13 protein-coding genes are annotated in these 15,693 nt (G+C 65.6%); 7 read left to right on the plus strand and 6 right to left on the minus strand.

Going from position 1 to position 15,693, the window contains the following annotated elements:
- Nucleotides 1-52 precede the first annotated feature (52 nt).
- On the minus strand, nt 53-1,192 hold the full coding sequence (locus E4L98_RS18295) for an MFS transporter (protein ID WP_135202995.1): 1,140 nt from the start codon (nt 1,190-1,192) through the stop codon (nt 53-55).
- 113 nt (nt 1,193-1,305) lie between these two features.
- The gene (locus tag E4L98_RS18300) at nt 1,306-2,313 is read right to left on the minus strand and encodes an LLM class flavin-dependent oxidoreductase (protein WP_135202985.1); all 1,008 of its coding nucleotides are present in this window, start codon (nt 2,311-2,313) and stop codon (nt 1,306-1,308) included.
- A 59-nt stretch (nt 2,314-2,372) separates the two neighbouring features.
- On the opposite strand from E4L98_RS18300, the gene E4L98_RS18305 reads away from it, so the two are divergent.
- Both E4L98_RS18305 and E4L98_RS18310 read left to right on the plus strand, forming a co-directional pair.
- Complete coding sequence (locus tag E4L98_RS18305) at nt 2,373-3,140, plus strand: substrate-binding periplasmic protein (protein ID WP_135202986.1); 768 nt, start codon at nt 2,373-2,375, stop codon at nt 3,138-3,140.
- A gap of 174 nt (nt 3,141-3,314) precedes the next feature.
- A complete protein-coding gene (locus E4L98_RS18310; protein ID WP_135202987.1) occupies nt 3,315-4,217 on the plus strand; it encodes a TraB/GumN family protein in 903 nt (300 codons plus the stop codon).
- On the opposite strand, the gene E4L98_RS18315 is transcribed toward E4L98_RS18310, so the two are convergent.
- From E4L98_RS18315 to E4L98_RS18325, 3 genes are all read right to left on the minus strand, one after another.
- Entirely contained in the window at nt 4,211-4,624 is a 414-nt protein-coding gene (locus E4L98_RS18315) for a hypothetical protein (protein WP_135202988.1), read from the minus strand. The genes E4L98_RS18310 and E4L98_RS18315 overlap by 7 nt on opposite strands.
- Before the next feature lie 303 nt (nt 4,625-4,927).
- The gene (locus E4L98_RS18320; protein ID WP_135202989.1) at nt 4,928-5,320 is read right to left on the minus strand and encodes a VanZ family protein; all 393 of its coding nucleotides are present in this window, start codon (nt 5,318-5,320) and stop codon (nt 4,928-4,930) included.
- Between the two features lie 294 nt (nt 5,321-5,614).
- Nucleotides 5,615-6,376 carry an SDR family NAD(P)-dependent oxidoreductase gene (locus E4L98_RS18325; RefSeq protein WP_135202990.1) on the minus strand — a complete coding sequence of 254 codons (762 nt, stop codon included), beginning with the start codon at nt 6,374-6,376 and terminating at the stop codon, nt 5,615-5,617.
- 94 nt (nt 6,377-6,470) lie between these two features.
- Between E4L98_RS18325 and pyrF the strand changes: the two genes are divergently transcribed.
- Entirely contained in the window at nt 6,471-7,289 is an 819-nt protein-coding gene (pyrF, locus tag E4L98_RS18330; RefSeq protein WP_135202991.1) for an orotidine-5'-phosphate decarboxylase, read from the plus strand.
- On the opposite strand, the gene E4L98_RS18335 is transcribed toward pyrF, so the two are convergent.
- Entirely contained in the window at nt 7,273-8,202 is a 930-nt protein-coding gene (locus tag E4L98_RS18335) for a LysR family transcriptional regulator (RefSeq protein ID WP_135202992.1), read from the minus strand. The two genes, pyrF and E4L98_RS18335, sit on opposite strands and share 17 nt — an antisense overlap.
- 128 nt (nt 8,203-8,330) lie before the next feature.
- On the opposite strand from E4L98_RS18335, the gene E4L98_RS18340 reads away from it, so the two are divergent.
- The 4 genes from E4L98_RS18340 to E4L98_RS18350 form a co-directional block, all read left to right on the plus strand.
- Nucleotides 8,331-11,396 carry a TonB-dependent receptor domain-containing protein gene (locus tag E4L98_RS18340; RefSeq protein ID WP_205746771.1) on the plus strand — a complete coding sequence of 1,022 codons (3,066 nt, stop codon included), beginning with the start codon at nt 8,331-8,333 and terminating at the stop codon, nt 11,394-11,396.
- A gap of 8 nt (nt 11,397-11,404) precedes the next feature.
- Nucleotides 11,405-12,724 (plus strand): alpha/beta hydrolase, encoded by a 1,320-nt coding sequence (locus tag E4L98_RS30095; protein WP_167761370.1) that lies wholly within the window; start codon nt 11,405-11,407, stop codon nt 12,722-12,724.
- A 2-nt stretch (nt 12,725-12,726) separates the two neighbouring features.
- Complete coding sequence (locus E4L98_RS18345) at nt 12,727-14,424, plus strand: carboxylesterase family protein (protein WP_167761371.1); 1,698 nt, start codon at nt 12,727-12,729, stop codon at nt 14,422-14,424.
- A 43-nt stretch (nt 14,425-14,467) separates the two neighbouring features.
- Nucleotides 14,468-15,693: cation:dicarboxylate symporter family transporter (locus E4L98_RS18350; protein ID WP_167761372.1), on the plus strand; the 1,226-nt coding region annotated here is incomplete at its 3' end.

Here is a 15,693-nt window from a genome sequence, read left to right on the forward strand (position 1 = left end):
TAGGCGCGCCTACGGCTGGGCTCGTGACGCAATGAAAGACCTGACCCCGGAGTTATTCGGTGGCGAAGACGCAGAGGGCGATCAGGGGGAAGCAGAGGCCGGTCCAGAGGACGCCGGTCCAGCCGTGCGCGGCAAACATCCAGCCACCCAGCGACGAGCCGAGCGCGCCGCCCATGAAGAACAGCGCCATGTACAGGCCATTCAGGCGGCTGCGGATCTCGGCCGGCAATGCGAAGATGGCGCGCTGGCCGGTCACCAGGTTGGCCGAGACGCCCATGTCCAGCACGACGGAGGTCAGTACCAGCACGCCCAGGTCCACCAGCCGGCTGCTGTGGATCAGCAGCGGCATGGCGAATGCCGCCGCGCCCAGGGTCAGGGCGATGGCGGTGGTCGAGCGGCTCTTGCCCTGGTCGGCGCGGTGGCCGGCGATCGGCGAGGCGATCGCGCCCGCCACGCCCACCAGCGCGAAGATGGCCACCCCGGTCTGGCTGATGTGGAAGTACGGTCCGGTCAGCTCCAGCGAGACGCAGGTCCAGAACAGGCTGAAGGCGCCGAACATGCAGGCCTGGTAGGCTGCCCGCCGGCGCAGCACGGGTGTGGTTTTCAGCAGCTGCCACATCGAACCGAGCAATTCGAAGTAGTGCATGCCGCCCGCCGGCTGGCGTTGCGGCAGCCGCGCGCGCAGCAGCAGCGCCAGCGCGGCGGTGGTGGCCGCCGACAGGACGAAGATGGCGTGCCAGCTGAACGCGTCGGCCACCAGGCTGGCCACCGGCCGCGCCAGCATGATGCCCATCAACAGCCCGCTCATGACTTTGCCGACGGTTTTGCCGCGCGTCTCGGGTCGCGACAGGTGCGCGGCGAACGGCACGACAATCTGCGCCGCCACCGATCCCAGGCCGATGCACAGGGCAGCAAACAGGAACAAGTGGGCGCTGCTGGTCATGGACGCGGCCAGCAAGGCCACGGCGGTGGTCAGCAGCGCGGTGACGATCAGGCGCCGGTTTTCCAGCAGGTCGCCGAGCGGGACGATGAACAGCAGGCCCAGGCAGTAGCCGATCTGGGTCAGGGTGACGATCAGGCCCGCCGCGCCCGGATCGAGTCCGGTGGCGCGGCTGATCGGGCCGATCAGGGTCTGGGCGTAGTACAGGTTGGCGACGATCAGGCCGGTCGCGATGGCGAACAGCCAGACCATGCCGGGCGTGATGTCGTGCTGGGTGGACGTCTGGCTCAAGGCAGGCTCCTGAATTGCGGCAAGGGCGGTTATTCTACCGGCCGCCGCCAATTGGTGCTGAGCTCGGCCCTTTTTTACAGCCCGGCTTCGGCGCGCACCAGCGCCTGCCGCACTTCGGCCGTGATTTCGAATGAGCGCAGGCGCTGCGCATGCTCGAAGATCTGCGAGGTGATCATCAGCTCGTCGGCGCCGGTGCGGGCGATGAAGTCCTGCAGCTGCTGGCGCACCGTCTCCGGCGAGCCGATCGCCGTGCACGACAGCACCGAGTCCAGCATGGCGCGTTCGGCCGGTCCCAGCGATTCCAGATAACCGGCCTTCGGCGGCGGCAGCTGCGACGGGCGGCCGGTGCGCAGGTTGACGAAAGCCTGCTGCATGGAGGTGGCGCGGAACTGCGCCTCCTCGTCGGTGTCGGCGGCGAACACGTTAAAGCCGAGCATCACGTACGGCTTGGCCAGCTGTGCCGACGGCTGGAAGTTGGCGCGGTAGATCGAAATGGCCTGCATCATCATCTGCGGCGCAAAGTGCGAGGCAAACGCGAACGGCAAGCCGAGATGCGCGGCCAGTTGCGCGCCGAACAGGCTGGAACCGAGTATCCACAGCGGCACTTTCGCGCCCTTGCCCGGCACCGCCAGGACACGCTGGCGCGGCTGGTCGGACATGTAATCCTGCAGTTCCAGCACGTCCTGCGGGAAGGCATCGGCGTCGGTTTCGAGGTTGCGGCGCAGCGCCCGGTTGGTGGTCTGGTCGGAGCCGGGCGCGCGGCCCAGGCCGAGGTCGATACGGCCGGGGAACAGCGCTTCCAGTGTGCCGAACTGTTCGGCGATCACCAGCGGCGCGTGGTTGGGCAGCATGATGCCGCCGGCGCCGACGCGGATGGTGCTGGTGCCGCCGGCCACATGGGCCATCACCACCGCCGTGGCGGCGCTGGCAATGCCCGGCATGCCGTGGTGTTCGGCCAGCCAGTAGCGCTGGAAGCCCCAGCGTTCGCCGTGCTGGGCCAGGTCAAGCGTGTTGCGGAAAGAAATCGAGGCATTGCTGCCTTCAGCGATCGGGGAAAGGTCGAGTATCGAAAATGGAATCATGGGTGCGGCCTCTATACTGGTTTAAGCCCATTGAAAGGGTCTGGGTATAATCTTTCTAAATGGATAGACAAGCATACACAGATTGGCCGCGGCTTGCAGGGAAGCTCCTGATTGGCGCCGCGGCGGCCCTGGCGCCAGGGCCGGCATCGGCAGCGCCGCCACCGTTGCGCGTGCTGGTCGACACCGGTACTGAAATGCCGATGGCCGGTTTCGACGATGGCCGCCTGGTGGCCGGCTTTCACAAGGATCTGGGAACGGCGCTGGCGTCGCGACTGGGCCGCGAGGCCGAGTTCGTGCTGTTGCCGCGCAAGCGCATCGCCATGGCGCTGGACGCCGGGCAGGCTGACCTGATCTGTCTGTATCTGCCGGCATGGCTGCCAGGCGACTTCGGCTGGTCGCACGGTTTTTTCCCGGTTTCGGAAATCGTGGTCACCGATTCCTCGGTGAGACCGCCACATGGCTTGGCCGAGTTGAAGGGCCATCCGATTGCGACCATATTGGGTTATCGCTATCCGGAACTCGATGCCGCCATGGGCGCGGATTTCAAACGCGATGATGGTCATTCCTCGTCCGGTAATCTGCGCAAAATCGGCGCCGGCCGATTGCATCACGCGATTACCCAACAAAGTACGCTGGATTATTATCTCAAGGTTGGCGAGAAATTATCTCTGCATCCGCCGCTGGTGGTGAAAAATTATAAAGCCCAGTGTGCGCTCTCCCCGCGTGGACAGGTGAATGTGGGCCAGCTGAATAAGGCGATTGATCAAATTGTCAAGGATGGCAGCGTGGCCCGTATTCTCAATGCTTACAGCAATGGCTTGAAATAGAAATAATAACTTGTCGCCCTGTCATCCAAAGCGTTTTATTTTGCCGACATAAACCAAAAATAGTTTAACAGGGGCGTGCTCCCTGTTTTACTATTGCCCTACGGCTTCACTTCTTCCTGACTACTCCACTTCAATGTTATTCCGATGGCAGCAATGCCACCGGCGGGACTTCGCATGCTCAAGAAAATCGCCATCGCCCTGCTGCTGGCTTGCAGCACCTCCGTTTTCGCCGCCGGCTCGATCGAAACCTCGCTGCAGCATCATGGCCAGCTGTACCGCGTGACCCATGACGGCAAGATCAGCTATCTGTTCGGTACCATCCACGTGGGACGCGACGGCGCCTATCCGCTGGACCCGGTGGTGTCGCGCGCGCTGCTGGATTCGAAGGCGCTGGTGATCGAGCTCGACATCCGCGAAGACCAGGCTTTCCAGGTGGCGCTGGCGCGGCATGGCCGCTATGCCGATGGCGACACCATCCAGAACCATCTGAGCCCGGCCACCTTCCAGCGCACCACGCAGGCGCTGGCGCGCGCCGGCATTGCGCTGCACTCGGTGCAGCAGTACAAGCCCTGGCTGATCGCCAACCTGCTGGTCGGCGCCGAACTGGGCAAGCACGGCTACCAGCGCAGCCAGGCGGTCGAATACGCGCTGCTGGCCGCCGCGCAACAGCAGGACAAGGCCGTGCGCGAGCTGGAAAGCGCCGATTATCAGCTGAGCCTGTTCGACAGCCTGGATGAGCATCAGCAGGAGCAATACCTGCTTGAAAACCTGGCCGACCTGGACGATGGCGATTCGCTGAAAAAGTCGCAGGCGCTGATCGAAGCCTGGAGCGCGGCCGATCCCGCGCGCATCCATGACGCCTGGAAGACCGCCACCACCGGCAACAGCATTTCCGCCGGTTTCATGAACCGGGTACTGCTCGGCAAGCGCAACCCCGAAATGGCTGCCAACATCGAACGCATCATGCAGCAGGACCAGGTGGCGTTCATTGGCGTCGGCCTGCTGCATCTGGTCGGCGACGACGGCCTGCCGCAGCTGCTCAAGCGCCGCGGCTACCAGGTCGAACAGCTTTACTGAGTCGCGGGCTGCACCATGCCGTTGCTGTAGCGGACGCGGTCGCCGACTTTATAGTTGGGCATGGATTCCACCACCACCTGCTGGCTGCTGCCGTCTTCGGTGCGGATGGTGACGCGGTACACCTTGTCGGTCGGCGCGCCGAGATTGCCGCCCGCCGCCGCCGCGCCGATTGTTCCCACACCCACATCCTGGCGCTGCATCTGGTCGATCGACTGGACCACGCCGTTCCAGCTCTGTTGCTGTTGCATGGCGCCGCTGCTGCCGGTGTTGGCGGCAGTCTGCATGCCGCTGCGTCCCATGTCGCCGCTGGTGTAGCCGCTGCCAGTGCCGCTGTCGCTCATCTTGTTGGCGCAGCCGGCGACAGCCGTCAGGCACAGCATCAGTACAAAATATCGGATTCTTTTCATGTTCGCCTCCAAATTGAGTGAGAGAGGCGTTATGCCGAATGGTTCCCCGACCATGGTCCGGCATTGATGTACATCAATTGAAGTTTGCTACCCACACGCAATAATTGTTCGGTATCACTTGAAAGGACACCGATATGTTGACACGCGTGACAGACAGTATTATCGAAGAGTTAATAGACGCAACGTGCAGCGATGCCCGCAGCCGGCATTTCCTGCTGCATGCCCTGCATGGCTTGGTACGCGTGGCCAAGGCCGAGCAACTGCAGGAAATGCGCATGGACGTGAAACTGGCGACCGGCGCCATCAGTGCGACGGCTGGATGCGATAGCGACTCCACAGAACCCACATGAAGCTGCTCATCAGTATGGCGGCGGTGCAATCGACCATCCAGTCCCTGACGTCGCCATGCCGGTAGGGGAAGAAGCTCTGCACATATTCATCCAGCGCGCCCATGAGAGCAATGGTCAGCACGGCCGTGAGCGCGCGCACCGCCAGCGTGCCGCGGCTGCCGGTGAACATCAGAAATGCCAGGCCGGCATAGGCGCAGGAGTGCAGGATCAGGCCGGAGGCAACCTCGCCGATGTCCTGGCGCGCGCCGGGGATGGAGCCGAGAATCAAAATCAGCAGGTAGGCAACGATGGCGCTGCCGCAGCGCAGACGGGGAAAGGAGGAGGTGAGAAGAATTTGTTTGATCATGCACAGACAATACCATGCACCGCAAAAGCCGGGGAGGGGGAGTGGTGCACCGGAACCCCGGTGCACCTTCTTTCGTCATGCGTATCGGTGGCATGTACTCAAGATGTGACCAGTATAGGCGGGCTTTGTGACGCGGCCATGACATGGAACAAAAAAAAAGCCCGCTGACTTGAGCGGGCTTAAAACTATTTTCTTGGAGGAGAATAGTGGAGACAGGTGCAATTATGCTGCGTCGCCAGATATGTGTCTAATTGTTCTTTCAGATACCAGACATCAGGCTAGGGCATAACTCTGCTATTTGACGGGGACCGTGTAGTTCAGCGCCAACCGGCCGCCGTCCACGTACAGCGTCTGGCCGGTCATGTAGCTGGCGTCGTCGCTGGCCAGGAAGGCGGCGATCGAGGCGACTTCCTCCGGTTCGCCGCAGCGGCCCATCGGCGTGCGCGACAAGATCGTGTTGCGCGATTCCGGGCTGGCCATCACGGCCTGTTTGGCCAGTTCGGTCAGGATGGTGCCGGGACCGATGCCGTTGACGCGGATGCCGTGGTCCACCAGGTTGAGCGACATCACCTTGGTCAGCTGATTGATCGCGCCTTTCGACACCACGTACGGCACCTGATTCGGGATCGCCAGCTCGGCATTGACGCTGGACATGTTGATGATGCAGCCGCTCTGCTGCTTGACCATCTCGCGCGCCACCGCCTGGCCGCACAGGAACATGGATTTCAGGTTGATGCGCATCACGCGGTCGAAATCCTCCTCGCAGACGTCGAGGAAACTGGCGGCGTGGGTGACGCCGGCGTTGTTGATCAGGATGTCGATGCGGCCGAACGCGGCCAGCGTGGCGGCCACCATCGCGTTGACGTCGGCCTTCTGGCTGACATCGGCGGCGAAGAAGCGCGCGTTCTCGCCCAGCGAGGCGGCGGCGTCGGCGCCCTCCGGCTTGATATCCACCAGCATCACCCTGGCGCCCTCGGCAATCATGCGCTGGGCGCAGGCCAGACCGATGCCCTGGGTGGCGCCGGTGACGATCGCGACTTTATTGGATAGTTTCATGGTTCAGTCTTTCTCAGGTGGGGATGGCAAATTTTAACAGCGCGGTAGCGGCGGGTTACAATAGAGGGTTTGCATTTTTCGATCGGGAGGCGTGATGACTTTTATTGACAAATTATCGGCGGCGTGGGCGGCCAACGACTCCCTGCTGTGCGTGGGCCTGGACCCGGACCTGGCCAGGCTGCCGGCGCAGTTCCAGAACGACCCGCAGGGCATCTACCACTTCTGCCGCGAAATCATCGACGCGACCGCCGACCTGGCGTGCTCGTTCAAGCCGCAGATCGCCTACTTTGCCGCGTTGCGCGCGGAAGACCAGTTGCAGCAGATCTGCGACTACGTGCGGGCCAATTATCCGCACATCCCGCTGATCCTGGACGCCAAGCGCGGCGACATCGGCGCCACCGCGCGCCAGTATGCGCGCGAGGCCTACGACCGCTACGGCGCCGACGCGGTGACCGTCAACCCGTACATGGGCTTCGACTCGGTCGAACCGTACATGGAATGGTCGGAGCGCGGCGTGATCATCCTGTGCCGCACCTCCAACGCCGGTGGTTCCGACCTGCAGTTCCTCGACGTCGGCGGCAAGCCGCTGTACCAGCACGTGGCGCGGCTGGTGTCGGAAAAATGGAACGCCAACGGCCAGTGCGCGCTGGTGGTGGGCGCCACCTTCCCGGAAGAACTGGCGCAGGTGCGCGCCATCGTCGGCGACATGCCGCTGCTGGTGCCGGGCATCGGCGCGCAGGGCGGCGACATCGCGGCGACGGTCGCGGCGGGCCGCACGGCGCGGGGCACCGGCATGATGATCAACTCCTCGCGCGCCATCCTGTACGCCGCACCGCAGGCCGGCGAAGACTTCGCCACCGCCGCCCGCCGCGTCGCCGAAGAAACCCGCGACGCCATCAACCAGCACCGCTAAACTCCGCGGAGTTGGCGAGGCGGCAGGCTTCGGCCAGGAAGTTGATCAAGGTCGGCGCTTGGTCGGCTTCCTTGCAGGCCAGCGTCAGCGGCGCCGACAGGCCGCCGTCGGCAATGCGGCAGTAAACCACGCTGCCCTGGTGGAAGCCGCGCATCGAGGCCGGCACCGCCGACACGCCGGCGCCCGCCGCCACCAGGCTGATGTTGGTCAGCATGCGGTCCACTTCCACCGCGATCTTCGGCGTGAAGCCGGCCTTTTCGCAGGCCGCCACCAGGTCCGCATACATGCCCGGCGCGCCGCTGCGCCGCACCAGTACGAATTGTTCGTCGCGCAGTTCGCGCAGCGCCACGCGCGGCAGGCCGCGTCCCTTGTGATGGGCGATCGCCGCGTGCCCGGTCGGCAGCACCAGCAGCATTTCTTCTTCCAGCAGGCTTTGAAACACGATGCCTTCCGGGCGGCTGACCGGCAGCCGCAGGAACGCCGCGTGCAGGGTGCCGGCCGCCAGTTCCTCGGTCAGTTCGGCCGCATTGGCTTCGCGGCAGTCCAGCCGCACGCCGGGCCACGCCGCGCGGTAGGCGCGCACGATGAGCGGGATCATGGCGTGCGCCGCCGCCGAACTGGTGAAGCCGACCGACAGATGACCTTCGGCGCCGCTGGCCGCGCGCGCGGCGCGTGCCGCCGCTTCGTCCACGCTGGCCAGGATGGCGCGCGCCTCGGCCAAAAACACCACGCCGCCCGGCGTCAGCGCCGCGCCGCGCGGGTGGCGGCGAAACAACGGAAAGCCCAGTTCTTCTTCCAGCGCGCGGATTTGCTGGCTCAGGGGCGGCTGCTGCATCTGCAGTCTTTCGGCCGCCCGTGTGAAGTGCTCTTCCTCTGCCACCGCGATGAAATAGCGCAAATGTCGAAGTTCCACCCTGTCCCCATATGTTTTAAGTATTGAAAGAGCTATCTTCAGATATTTTACATCGGACGATCACCTCTCTACGATGGGCTGCGCTGCGCATCAAGACGCAGCGCCATAAAAAATATACGGAGATCGTAATGATAGAGTTGAAATGCAGGCAGCTCCTGTGGGGCGTCGCCATGTGCTCGGCCGCCGCCGCGGCGCAAGAGCCGGCCAAACCGGCCGACGAGATGGTCAAGGTGACGGTGGTCGGCACCAGCATCAAGGGTGCGAAGATCAGCACCGCCTTGCCGGTATCGGTGGTCACCGCCGATGAAATCGCCGCCACCGGCGCGGTCGATGGCGATGACCTGATGCGCCAGATTCCGCAGCTGGGCGATGTGTTCTTCAATCCCACCAACCAGGCGCAGACCAGCAACACGGCGCGCGGCGATGTCAGCTCGATCGATCTGCGCGGCGCCGGCCTGGGCGACACGCTGGTGCTGCTCAACGGCCGCCGCCTGGTCACCCACCCGACCAGCAACGGCAACAACACGGTGCCGCTGATTACCTATAACTCCAGCGCGATTCCGGCATCCGGCCTGCACAGCGTGGAGATTCTGCTCGACGGCGCCGGCGCGATCTATGGTTCGGACGCGGTGGCCGGGGTGGTCAACACGGTGATGAAGTCGGACTTCAACGGCCTGACCATCAGCGCGCAGTACGGTCACGCGGAAAGCACCAGCCGCTCGGAGCTGAACACGAATATCTTCGGCGGCAAGAACTTCGCCGATGGACGCGGCAATGTCTCGCTGTCGCTGAATGTGCTGAACCGCAGTCACCAGAATCCGAGCGACATGCCGTTCACCGCCGATCAGGACAAGCGCGCGCTGTTCGCCGGCACGCCGTGGGCATCGAGTTCGGTGCCGGATGGCCGCGGCGGGCAAAGCTCGTGGATCAACGGCTCGGTGTTCAACGGCACGGCGCCGGTGACGACGGCGATCCGGCAGGGGACGACGGCGCTGACCACGGCGGCCGGCGCCTTCCACCTGCAGCCGAATACCATCGCCGGCTGCGTGACGCAACTGGGCAACGGCCTGTGTCTCGGCACCGGCGGGAACAATCAGAACGCCAACGCGCCCGGCAATATCCTGCGCTACAACAATGCGGCCAACGACTACATCACGGTGTCGCCGGCGATCCAGCGCCAGAACCTGTTCCTGACCGGGCATTACGACGTCGACGACAACACCACGCTGTACGGCGAAGTCGGCGTGTATCACGCAACGGCGCAGACGCTGACCACCCAGCCCACCAGCCTGGTGGCGGTCGGTGTGCCGGCATCGAATTATTACAATCCCTTCGGGCCGGTGACCTTCGCCGATGGCACGCCCAATCCGAACCGGCTGCCGGGGCTGACCAATGTGCCGGCGTCCGGCCTGCCGCTGACGTTCACCAATTACCGCTTCAACGATTACGGTCCCGATCACGTCGACGTCGAAAACTATCAATACCGTTATCTGGTCGGGCTGAAGGGCAGCAAGGCCGGTTTCGATTATGACACCGGGTTGCTGTATTCCTACGCCACCGCCACCGACATTTCGGACGGTGTCGATTCGAATGCCTTATACAAGCAGCTGGCGCTGTCGACGCCGGATGCCTACAACCCCTTCAACGGCAGCTGCCTGAACGGCATGGGCGGCGGCGACTGCACGCCCAGTTCCAAGGCGGCGCTGGACGCGACGCGCATCCGCGTCAAGCGCGCCGACCGTACCGGCCTGCTGCTGGCGGACTTCAAGCTGTCGCGCCGCGATCTGTTCACGCTGCCGGCCGGCGATGTCGGCGTCGCCTTCGGTGTCGAAGTGCGGCACGAAACGCAGGAAGACAACCGCGATCCGCACGTGAATGGCTCGATGCCGTTCTACGATGCGGTGACCGGCCTGACCCAGCCCTCCAGCGCGACCGGGGTGAACATCACGCCCTCGTCCAAGGGCAGCCGCACGGTGGAAGGCGCGTTCCTGGAATTCGCGGTGCCGGCGATTTCGCCGGCGATGAAGATCCCGCTGGTGAAGGCGGTGAACTTCCAGCTGGCGGGCCGCTATGAGCATTACAGCGATTTCGGCAGCGTCTCCAAGCCCAAGATCGCGATGTCGTGGGACGTCAACGACAGCGTGCGCTTGCGCGCTTCGTATTCGCAGGGCTTCAAGGCGCCGAACCTGGAAACCACGGCCGACTACACCTATGGCCGCGCCAGCAGCGTGACCGACTACTTCAAGTGCGAGGTCGACGTGCGCGCCGGACGCCTGACCAACTTCAGCGCCTGCTCGCGGGTGCCGGGCGTGCGCTACTTCATCTCGGGCAATCCCAAGCTCGGACCGGAGACCTCGACCACGTCCAACATCGGCATCGTGCTGCAACCGAACTGGCTGCCGGCGGAACTGGGCCGCTTCACCGTGGCGCTGGACCGCTGGCGCATCGACCAGATGGGCATTGTCGGCACGCTGGGGCTGAGCAATGTGTCGGCGGCCGATTACCTGAGCCGCGTCAGTGGCGGCGCTGGCGACCCGCGCATCATCCGCGCCGCGCCGAACGCCGACGACGTGGCGGCGTTTGCCGGCACCGGCCTGACGCCGGTCGGCAACATCATCGACGTGAAGGATACCTTCCTCAACCTGCAGCCACAGCACATCAGCGGTTACGACCTGACCATGAACTGGCGCAAGCGCACCGCGGCCTGGGGCAGTTTCGACGGCAACCTGAACGTGGCCTACATGGACCAGTACACGCGCTCGCCGCTGAGCGGCATCGGCGATCTGCTGACCGCGCGGGCGCAGGGCGTGCTGAATGCGGCGCTGCCGCTGAGCGACCTGGAAAACGACCAGCTGCGCAATTACGGCCATCCGGAGATCAAGGTGGCGGCCAACCTGACCTGGAAGCTGGCGGCCTGGCAGGTCGGCGTGTCGGGCAACTACATCGGCTCGGTCTACGATACCGGCCTGTTGACCACCGACGGCAAGCCGTGGCGCGAGGCAGGGCAGACGCTGTGGAACGGCTATGTGCAGTACAAGCTCGATACCGGCCGCTGGCTGCAGGATGCCCGCGTCAAGCTGGGCGCGCGCAATCTGTTCGACAAGCTGCCGCCGCTGGCGCAGGGCGGCTACAACGGTGGTCTGTACAATCCTTACGGCCGCTATCTGTACCTGAATCTGAGCACGACTTTCTGAGGTCATCCATGAAGCTGAAGTTTTCCCCCGTCTGGTGCCTGATGCTGGCCGCGGGCGCCGCGCAGGCGCAGCATCCGCAAAGCTGTCCGCGCGAGCTTCCCGCGCAGACGCGCTGCTACAGCGGCCAGGACGCCCACGGGGCTTTTTATTGGACGGCGATTCCGCCGCAGTGGAATGGGGTGCTGGTGGTGCATAGCCATGGCGGTCCAAGCCTCAAAACACCGACGCCCACCACGCCGGTGCCGGACCTGGAACGCTTTGCGGTGGTGGTGAAGGAAGGCTATGCATGGACCAGCTCCAGTTACCGTCACGCGGGCTACGGCGTGCGCGATGCGGCGGAGGATACCGACAGCGCGCGGGCCCAGTTCTGGAAGGAATTCGGGCGTCCGCGCCGCACGCTGCTGCATGGCCAGTCCTGGGGCGGCAATGTGGCGGCGAAGACGGCCGAGCTGTATGGCCGCGATGCGGACGGCAAGCCGGTGTACGACGGCGTGATCCTGACCAGCGGCGTGCTGTCGGGCGGTTCGCTGGCGTATGACTTCCGTGCCGATCTGCGCGCGGTGTATCAGTACTATTGCCGCAATCTGCCGGCGCCGGATGAGCCGCAGTATCCGTTGTGGCAGGGATTGGCCGCGCAGGATCCCTTGAGCGGCAGGGAGGTGGCGGCACGGCTGGAATCCTGCACCGGCTTGTCCCGAGCGGACGCGCAGCGCACGCCGGAACAGCGGCGGGCGCTGAAAAACATCCTGGCGGTGACGCGCATTCCGCCGGCGACGCTGGGCGCGCATCTGAACTGGGCGACGGCCACCTTCCGCGATGTGACGCTGCGGCAGTTCAAGGGACTGAACCCGTTCAGCAACATCGGCGTGGTGTATCGTGGCTCGGATGACGATGCGGCGCTGAACCGCGACGTCCCGCGGTTTGCGGCGTCGTCGGCGGGGGTGAGGGCACTGGCGGAGGACAGCGATCTGACTGGCCATCTGACGGTGCCGACACTGACGATGCACGCGATCGATGATCCGACCGTGTTCGTGGAGGCGGAGACCGTTTTTCACGACACCGTCGTGGCGGCGGGGGCCGACTCGCTGCTGGTTCAGAGCTTCACCGACGAGCATGAGCACAGCAAGCTGGCCACGCCGCAGTACGCGACGCTGTTGCAGGCGATGATGGCATGGGTGGAGCAGGGCAAGCGGCCGTCGCCGGCATCGCTGGCGGCCGACTGCGAACAGTTCGCGACGCGGTACGGCGAGGGCTGCCGCTTCGTGCCGTCCTACGTGCCGCGGCCTTTCACGGCGCGCACCTACCCGCGGGTCAAGCCGGCGCCGTAAGCATGGGACGCTACGACCGTATGCTGTTCTGCTTCGCCTGCGCCGCGCTCGCCGCGCCGGCGCTGGCGCCGGCGGTGGCCACCGTTGCCGGCGCCGGCGTCGTCGCCGCCCCGGATACCGCAACTGCTTCCGGTGGCGCTGCTGCCTCTGATACCGCGACTGGGACTGGTGCGGAAACGCCGTCCCGTCGCGTCGCGGCGGCGGCAACGCTGTCAGCGACGGCTTTGGCCACTTCAGCCGCTGCTGGACCGTTGGTGAGGCTGCCGGATGGCCTGGCGCAGGGTCTGCGGTCAGGGGCGGTCGAGCAATTCCTCGGTTTGCCTTACGCCAGCGCGCAGCGCTGGCAGTCGCCCGAAGCCGTGCGGCCCTGGGACGGAGCGCGCGCCTTTCAGACGTTGCCGCCGCGTTGTCCGCAAAGCGCGGCCGGCCTTGCGGCGGGCTTGGAGCGCGAAGACTGCCTGTACCTGAACGTCTACCGTCCCGCCGCGCCGCCGGCGCAGCCGCGCGCGGTGATGGTGTACGTACACGGTGGCGGCACCACCAATGGCTCGGCCAACGATCATGACGGCTCCGCACTGGCTGCGCAAGGCGATATCATCGTCGTCACCATCAACTACCGCCTGGGCGCACTGGGCTTCCTGGACGGCGGCAACTACGCGCTCCAGGATGTCCTGCAGGCCCTGCGCTGGGTGCAGCGCTCCGCCGCCAGCCTGGGCGGCGATCCGCTGCGCGTGACCCTGGCCGGCGAATCGGCCGGCGGCACGGTGATTTGCCCGCTGCTGGCGGCGCCGCGGGCAAAGGGGCTGTTCCGCGCGGCCATCATCTCCAGCGACGATTGCCTGCACGACGTCGACACCGCCGCGGAAGCACAGCAGCGCAGCGTCACGCTGCGGCAGCGGCTGCACTGCGCCGATCTGGCCTGCGTGCGCGCCGCCAGCGCGGCGCAACTGATTCAGGCCGGTGGCGGCGCGGCGCCGGCCATCGACAGTGACGGTCTGCTGCGCGATTACGCCGCCCGCCAGATCGCGCGCCGCCACTGGCTGCATGTCCCGCTGCTGCTGGGTGCGAACCGCAACGAGGGCCGCATCGCCGGCCCCGGCTTCCTGCGCTACGACCAACAACGTTACCGGCAATGGCTGGCCCGCCTGCTGCCGCCCGAACAGGCCGAACGCGTGGCCGCGGCCTACCGCGACGAACACGCCGGCGAGCCGCATGAATATGCCTACAAGATCAGCGCCATCCTGACCGACAGCGGCATGCGCGGCTTCGGCGGCTGCGCCATTCCGCCGCTCGGCCGGGCGGCGGCGCAGGATGCGCCCGTCTACCTGTATCAGTTCGAAGATGACGATGCACCGCAGGGCGCCGCTGGCGGCTTCCACATGGGCGCGGCGCACGCAGCCGAACTGGCCTACCTGTGGCCCGATGGCGGCGCCTTCGCGGCGGCGTCCGCGCAATTGCGGCCGGCGCAGCGCAAGCTGTCCGCGCTGATGATCGCGCACTGGGCCGCCTTCGTCCGCAACGGCAACCCCGATGTCGCCGGCCAGCCGGCCTGGCCTTCGCTGCGCCAGCGGGCCGGCTACCGCGCCTTCCGTCCCGATGGCGGCGGGCAGCTGTCGCTGGACGACTACGAACGTCAACATCGTTGTGAACTGTGGCGCCAACTCCCTGTTATCATGGACCGCGGCGAAGCGCAGAACTGAGCTGCGCCATTTTTTTATTCCAATATGGAAACGGTTCCATCTGATGAGCAAGCCGTTCTATCGCTATCCTTCGCTGCACATCCTGTGTGCCATCGGCGCCGGCGTGCTGCTGGGCTGCTGGCGGCCGGGCGAGGCGCAGCTGCTGCGGCCGCTCGGCACCTGGTTCGTGGAAGCGATCCGCCTGCTGGTCGGGCCGGTGATGTTCTGCACCGTGGCGATCGGCATCGCCTCGCTGCGCGACCTGCGCCAGCTGGGCCGGCTGGGACTGCGCCTGATGATCTACGTGGAAGTCTGCACCCTGCTGGCACTGACGGCCGGCCTGCTCGGCGCCTGGCTGCTGGAACCGGGCGTCGGCGTGCACTTGCCGCCGACGGCGGCGCACCACGCCAGCGCGCCGCTGCTGGCGACGCTCGAAGCCTGCGTGGCGCGTAACAGCGTGGTGCAGTTGCTGATGGGCGCCATCGTCAGCGGCATCGCGCTGGCCTGGATGGGTGAGCGCGGCCGACGCATCAGCGCCACGCTGGAGTGGGCCGGGCACAAGCTGTTCGGCGTGATCCGCCTGGTGCTGAAGACCGCGCCGCTGGCCGCGCTGGGCGCGGTGGCGTATGCGGTCGGCCACTACGGCCTGACCTCGATGGCGCCGCTGCTGAAACTGATCGGCGCGATCTACCTGACCACCATCGTGTTCGTGATGGTGGTGATGGGCGCGGTGGCGCGCTGGTGCGGCTTCAGCCTGTGGCGTTACCTGCTCTGGATCGGCGACCAGCTGGTGCTGGTGCTGGGCACGGCTTCCTCGATGGCGGCCATGCCCAGCCTGATCCGCAAAATGGAAAAAGCCGGTTGCGCGCCGGCGGTGGCGCGGGTGGCGATCCCGGTCAGCTACTCGTTCAACCTGAATGGCAGCTGCATCTACCTGACGCTGGCGCTGGGCTTCCTGGCGCAGGCGGCGCAGGTGGAACTCGGCCTGGCGCAATACGGCACCATCCTGCTGGTGGCGATGATCACCTCCAAGGCATCGAGCGGCATCGCCGGCTCGGCGTTCCTGACGCTGAGCGCCACGCTGGCGGCGGTGCCGGAGATCCCGGCCGACAGCCTGCTGCTGATCGTCAGCATCGAGCGCCTGCTGAAATGCCGGCCGCTGGCCAACGTCATCGGCAACGGCATGGCCTGCATGGCCGTGGCCGCCTGGATGGGCGAATTAAATCGAAATGCGCTCCGGGGTCAGGTCTTCCATTGCGTCACGGGCTCTACCGTAGCGACCGCTACGGT

The organism is Duganella callida (assembly GCF_004614165.1).
Classification (GTDB): Bacteria; Pseudomonadota; Gammaproteobacteria; order Burkholderiales; family Burkholderiaceae_D; genus Rugamonas; species Rugamonas callida.

Bases quoted from the DNA above. Each gene is read 5' to 3' on its own strand.
- E4L98_RS18295 (WP_135202995.1), bottom strand. From the start codon at position 1,192: ATGGTCTGGCTGTTCGCCATCGCGACCGGCCTGATCGTCGCCAACCTG.
- E4L98_RS18300 (WP_135202985.1), bottom strand. From the start codon at position 2,313: ATGATTCCATTTTCGATACTCGACCTTTCCCCGATCGCTGAAGGCAGC.
- E4L98_RS18305 (WP_135202986.1), top strand. From the start codon at position 2,373: ATGGATAGACAAGCATACACAGATTGGCCGCGGCTTGCAGGGAAGCTC.
- E4L98_RS18310 (WP_135202987.1), top strand. From the start codon at position 3,315: ATGCTCAAGAAAATCGCCATCGCCCTGCTGCTGGCTTGCAGCACCTCC.
- E4L98_RS18315 (WP_135202988.1), bottom strand. From the start codon at position 4,624: ATGAAAAGAATCCGATATTTTGTACTGATGCTGTGCCTGACGGCTGTC.
- E4L98_RS18320 (WP_135202989.1), bottom strand. From the start codon at position 5,320: ATGATCAAACAAATTCTTCTCACCTCCTCCTTTCCCCGTCTGCGCTGC.
- E4L98_RS18325 (WP_135202990.1), bottom strand. From the start codon at position 6,376: ATGAAACTATCCAATAAAGTCGCGATCGTCACCGGCGCCACCCAGGGC.
- pyrF (WP_135202991.1), top strand. From the start codon at position 6,471: ATGACTTTTATTGACAAATTATCGGCGGCGTGGGCGGCCAACGACTCC.
- E4L98_RS18340 (WP_205746771.1), top strand. From the start codon at position 8,331: ATGATAGAGTTGAAATGCAGGCAGCTCCTGTGGGGCGTCGCCATGTGC.
- E4L98_RS30095 (WP_167761370.1), top strand. From the start codon at position 11,405: ATGAAGCTGAAGTTTTCCCCCGTCTGGTGCCTGATGCTGGCCGCGGGC.
- E4L98_RS18345 (WP_167761371.1), top strand. From the start codon at position 12,727: ATGGGACGCTACGACCGTATGCTGTTCTGCTTCGCCTGCGCCGCGCTC.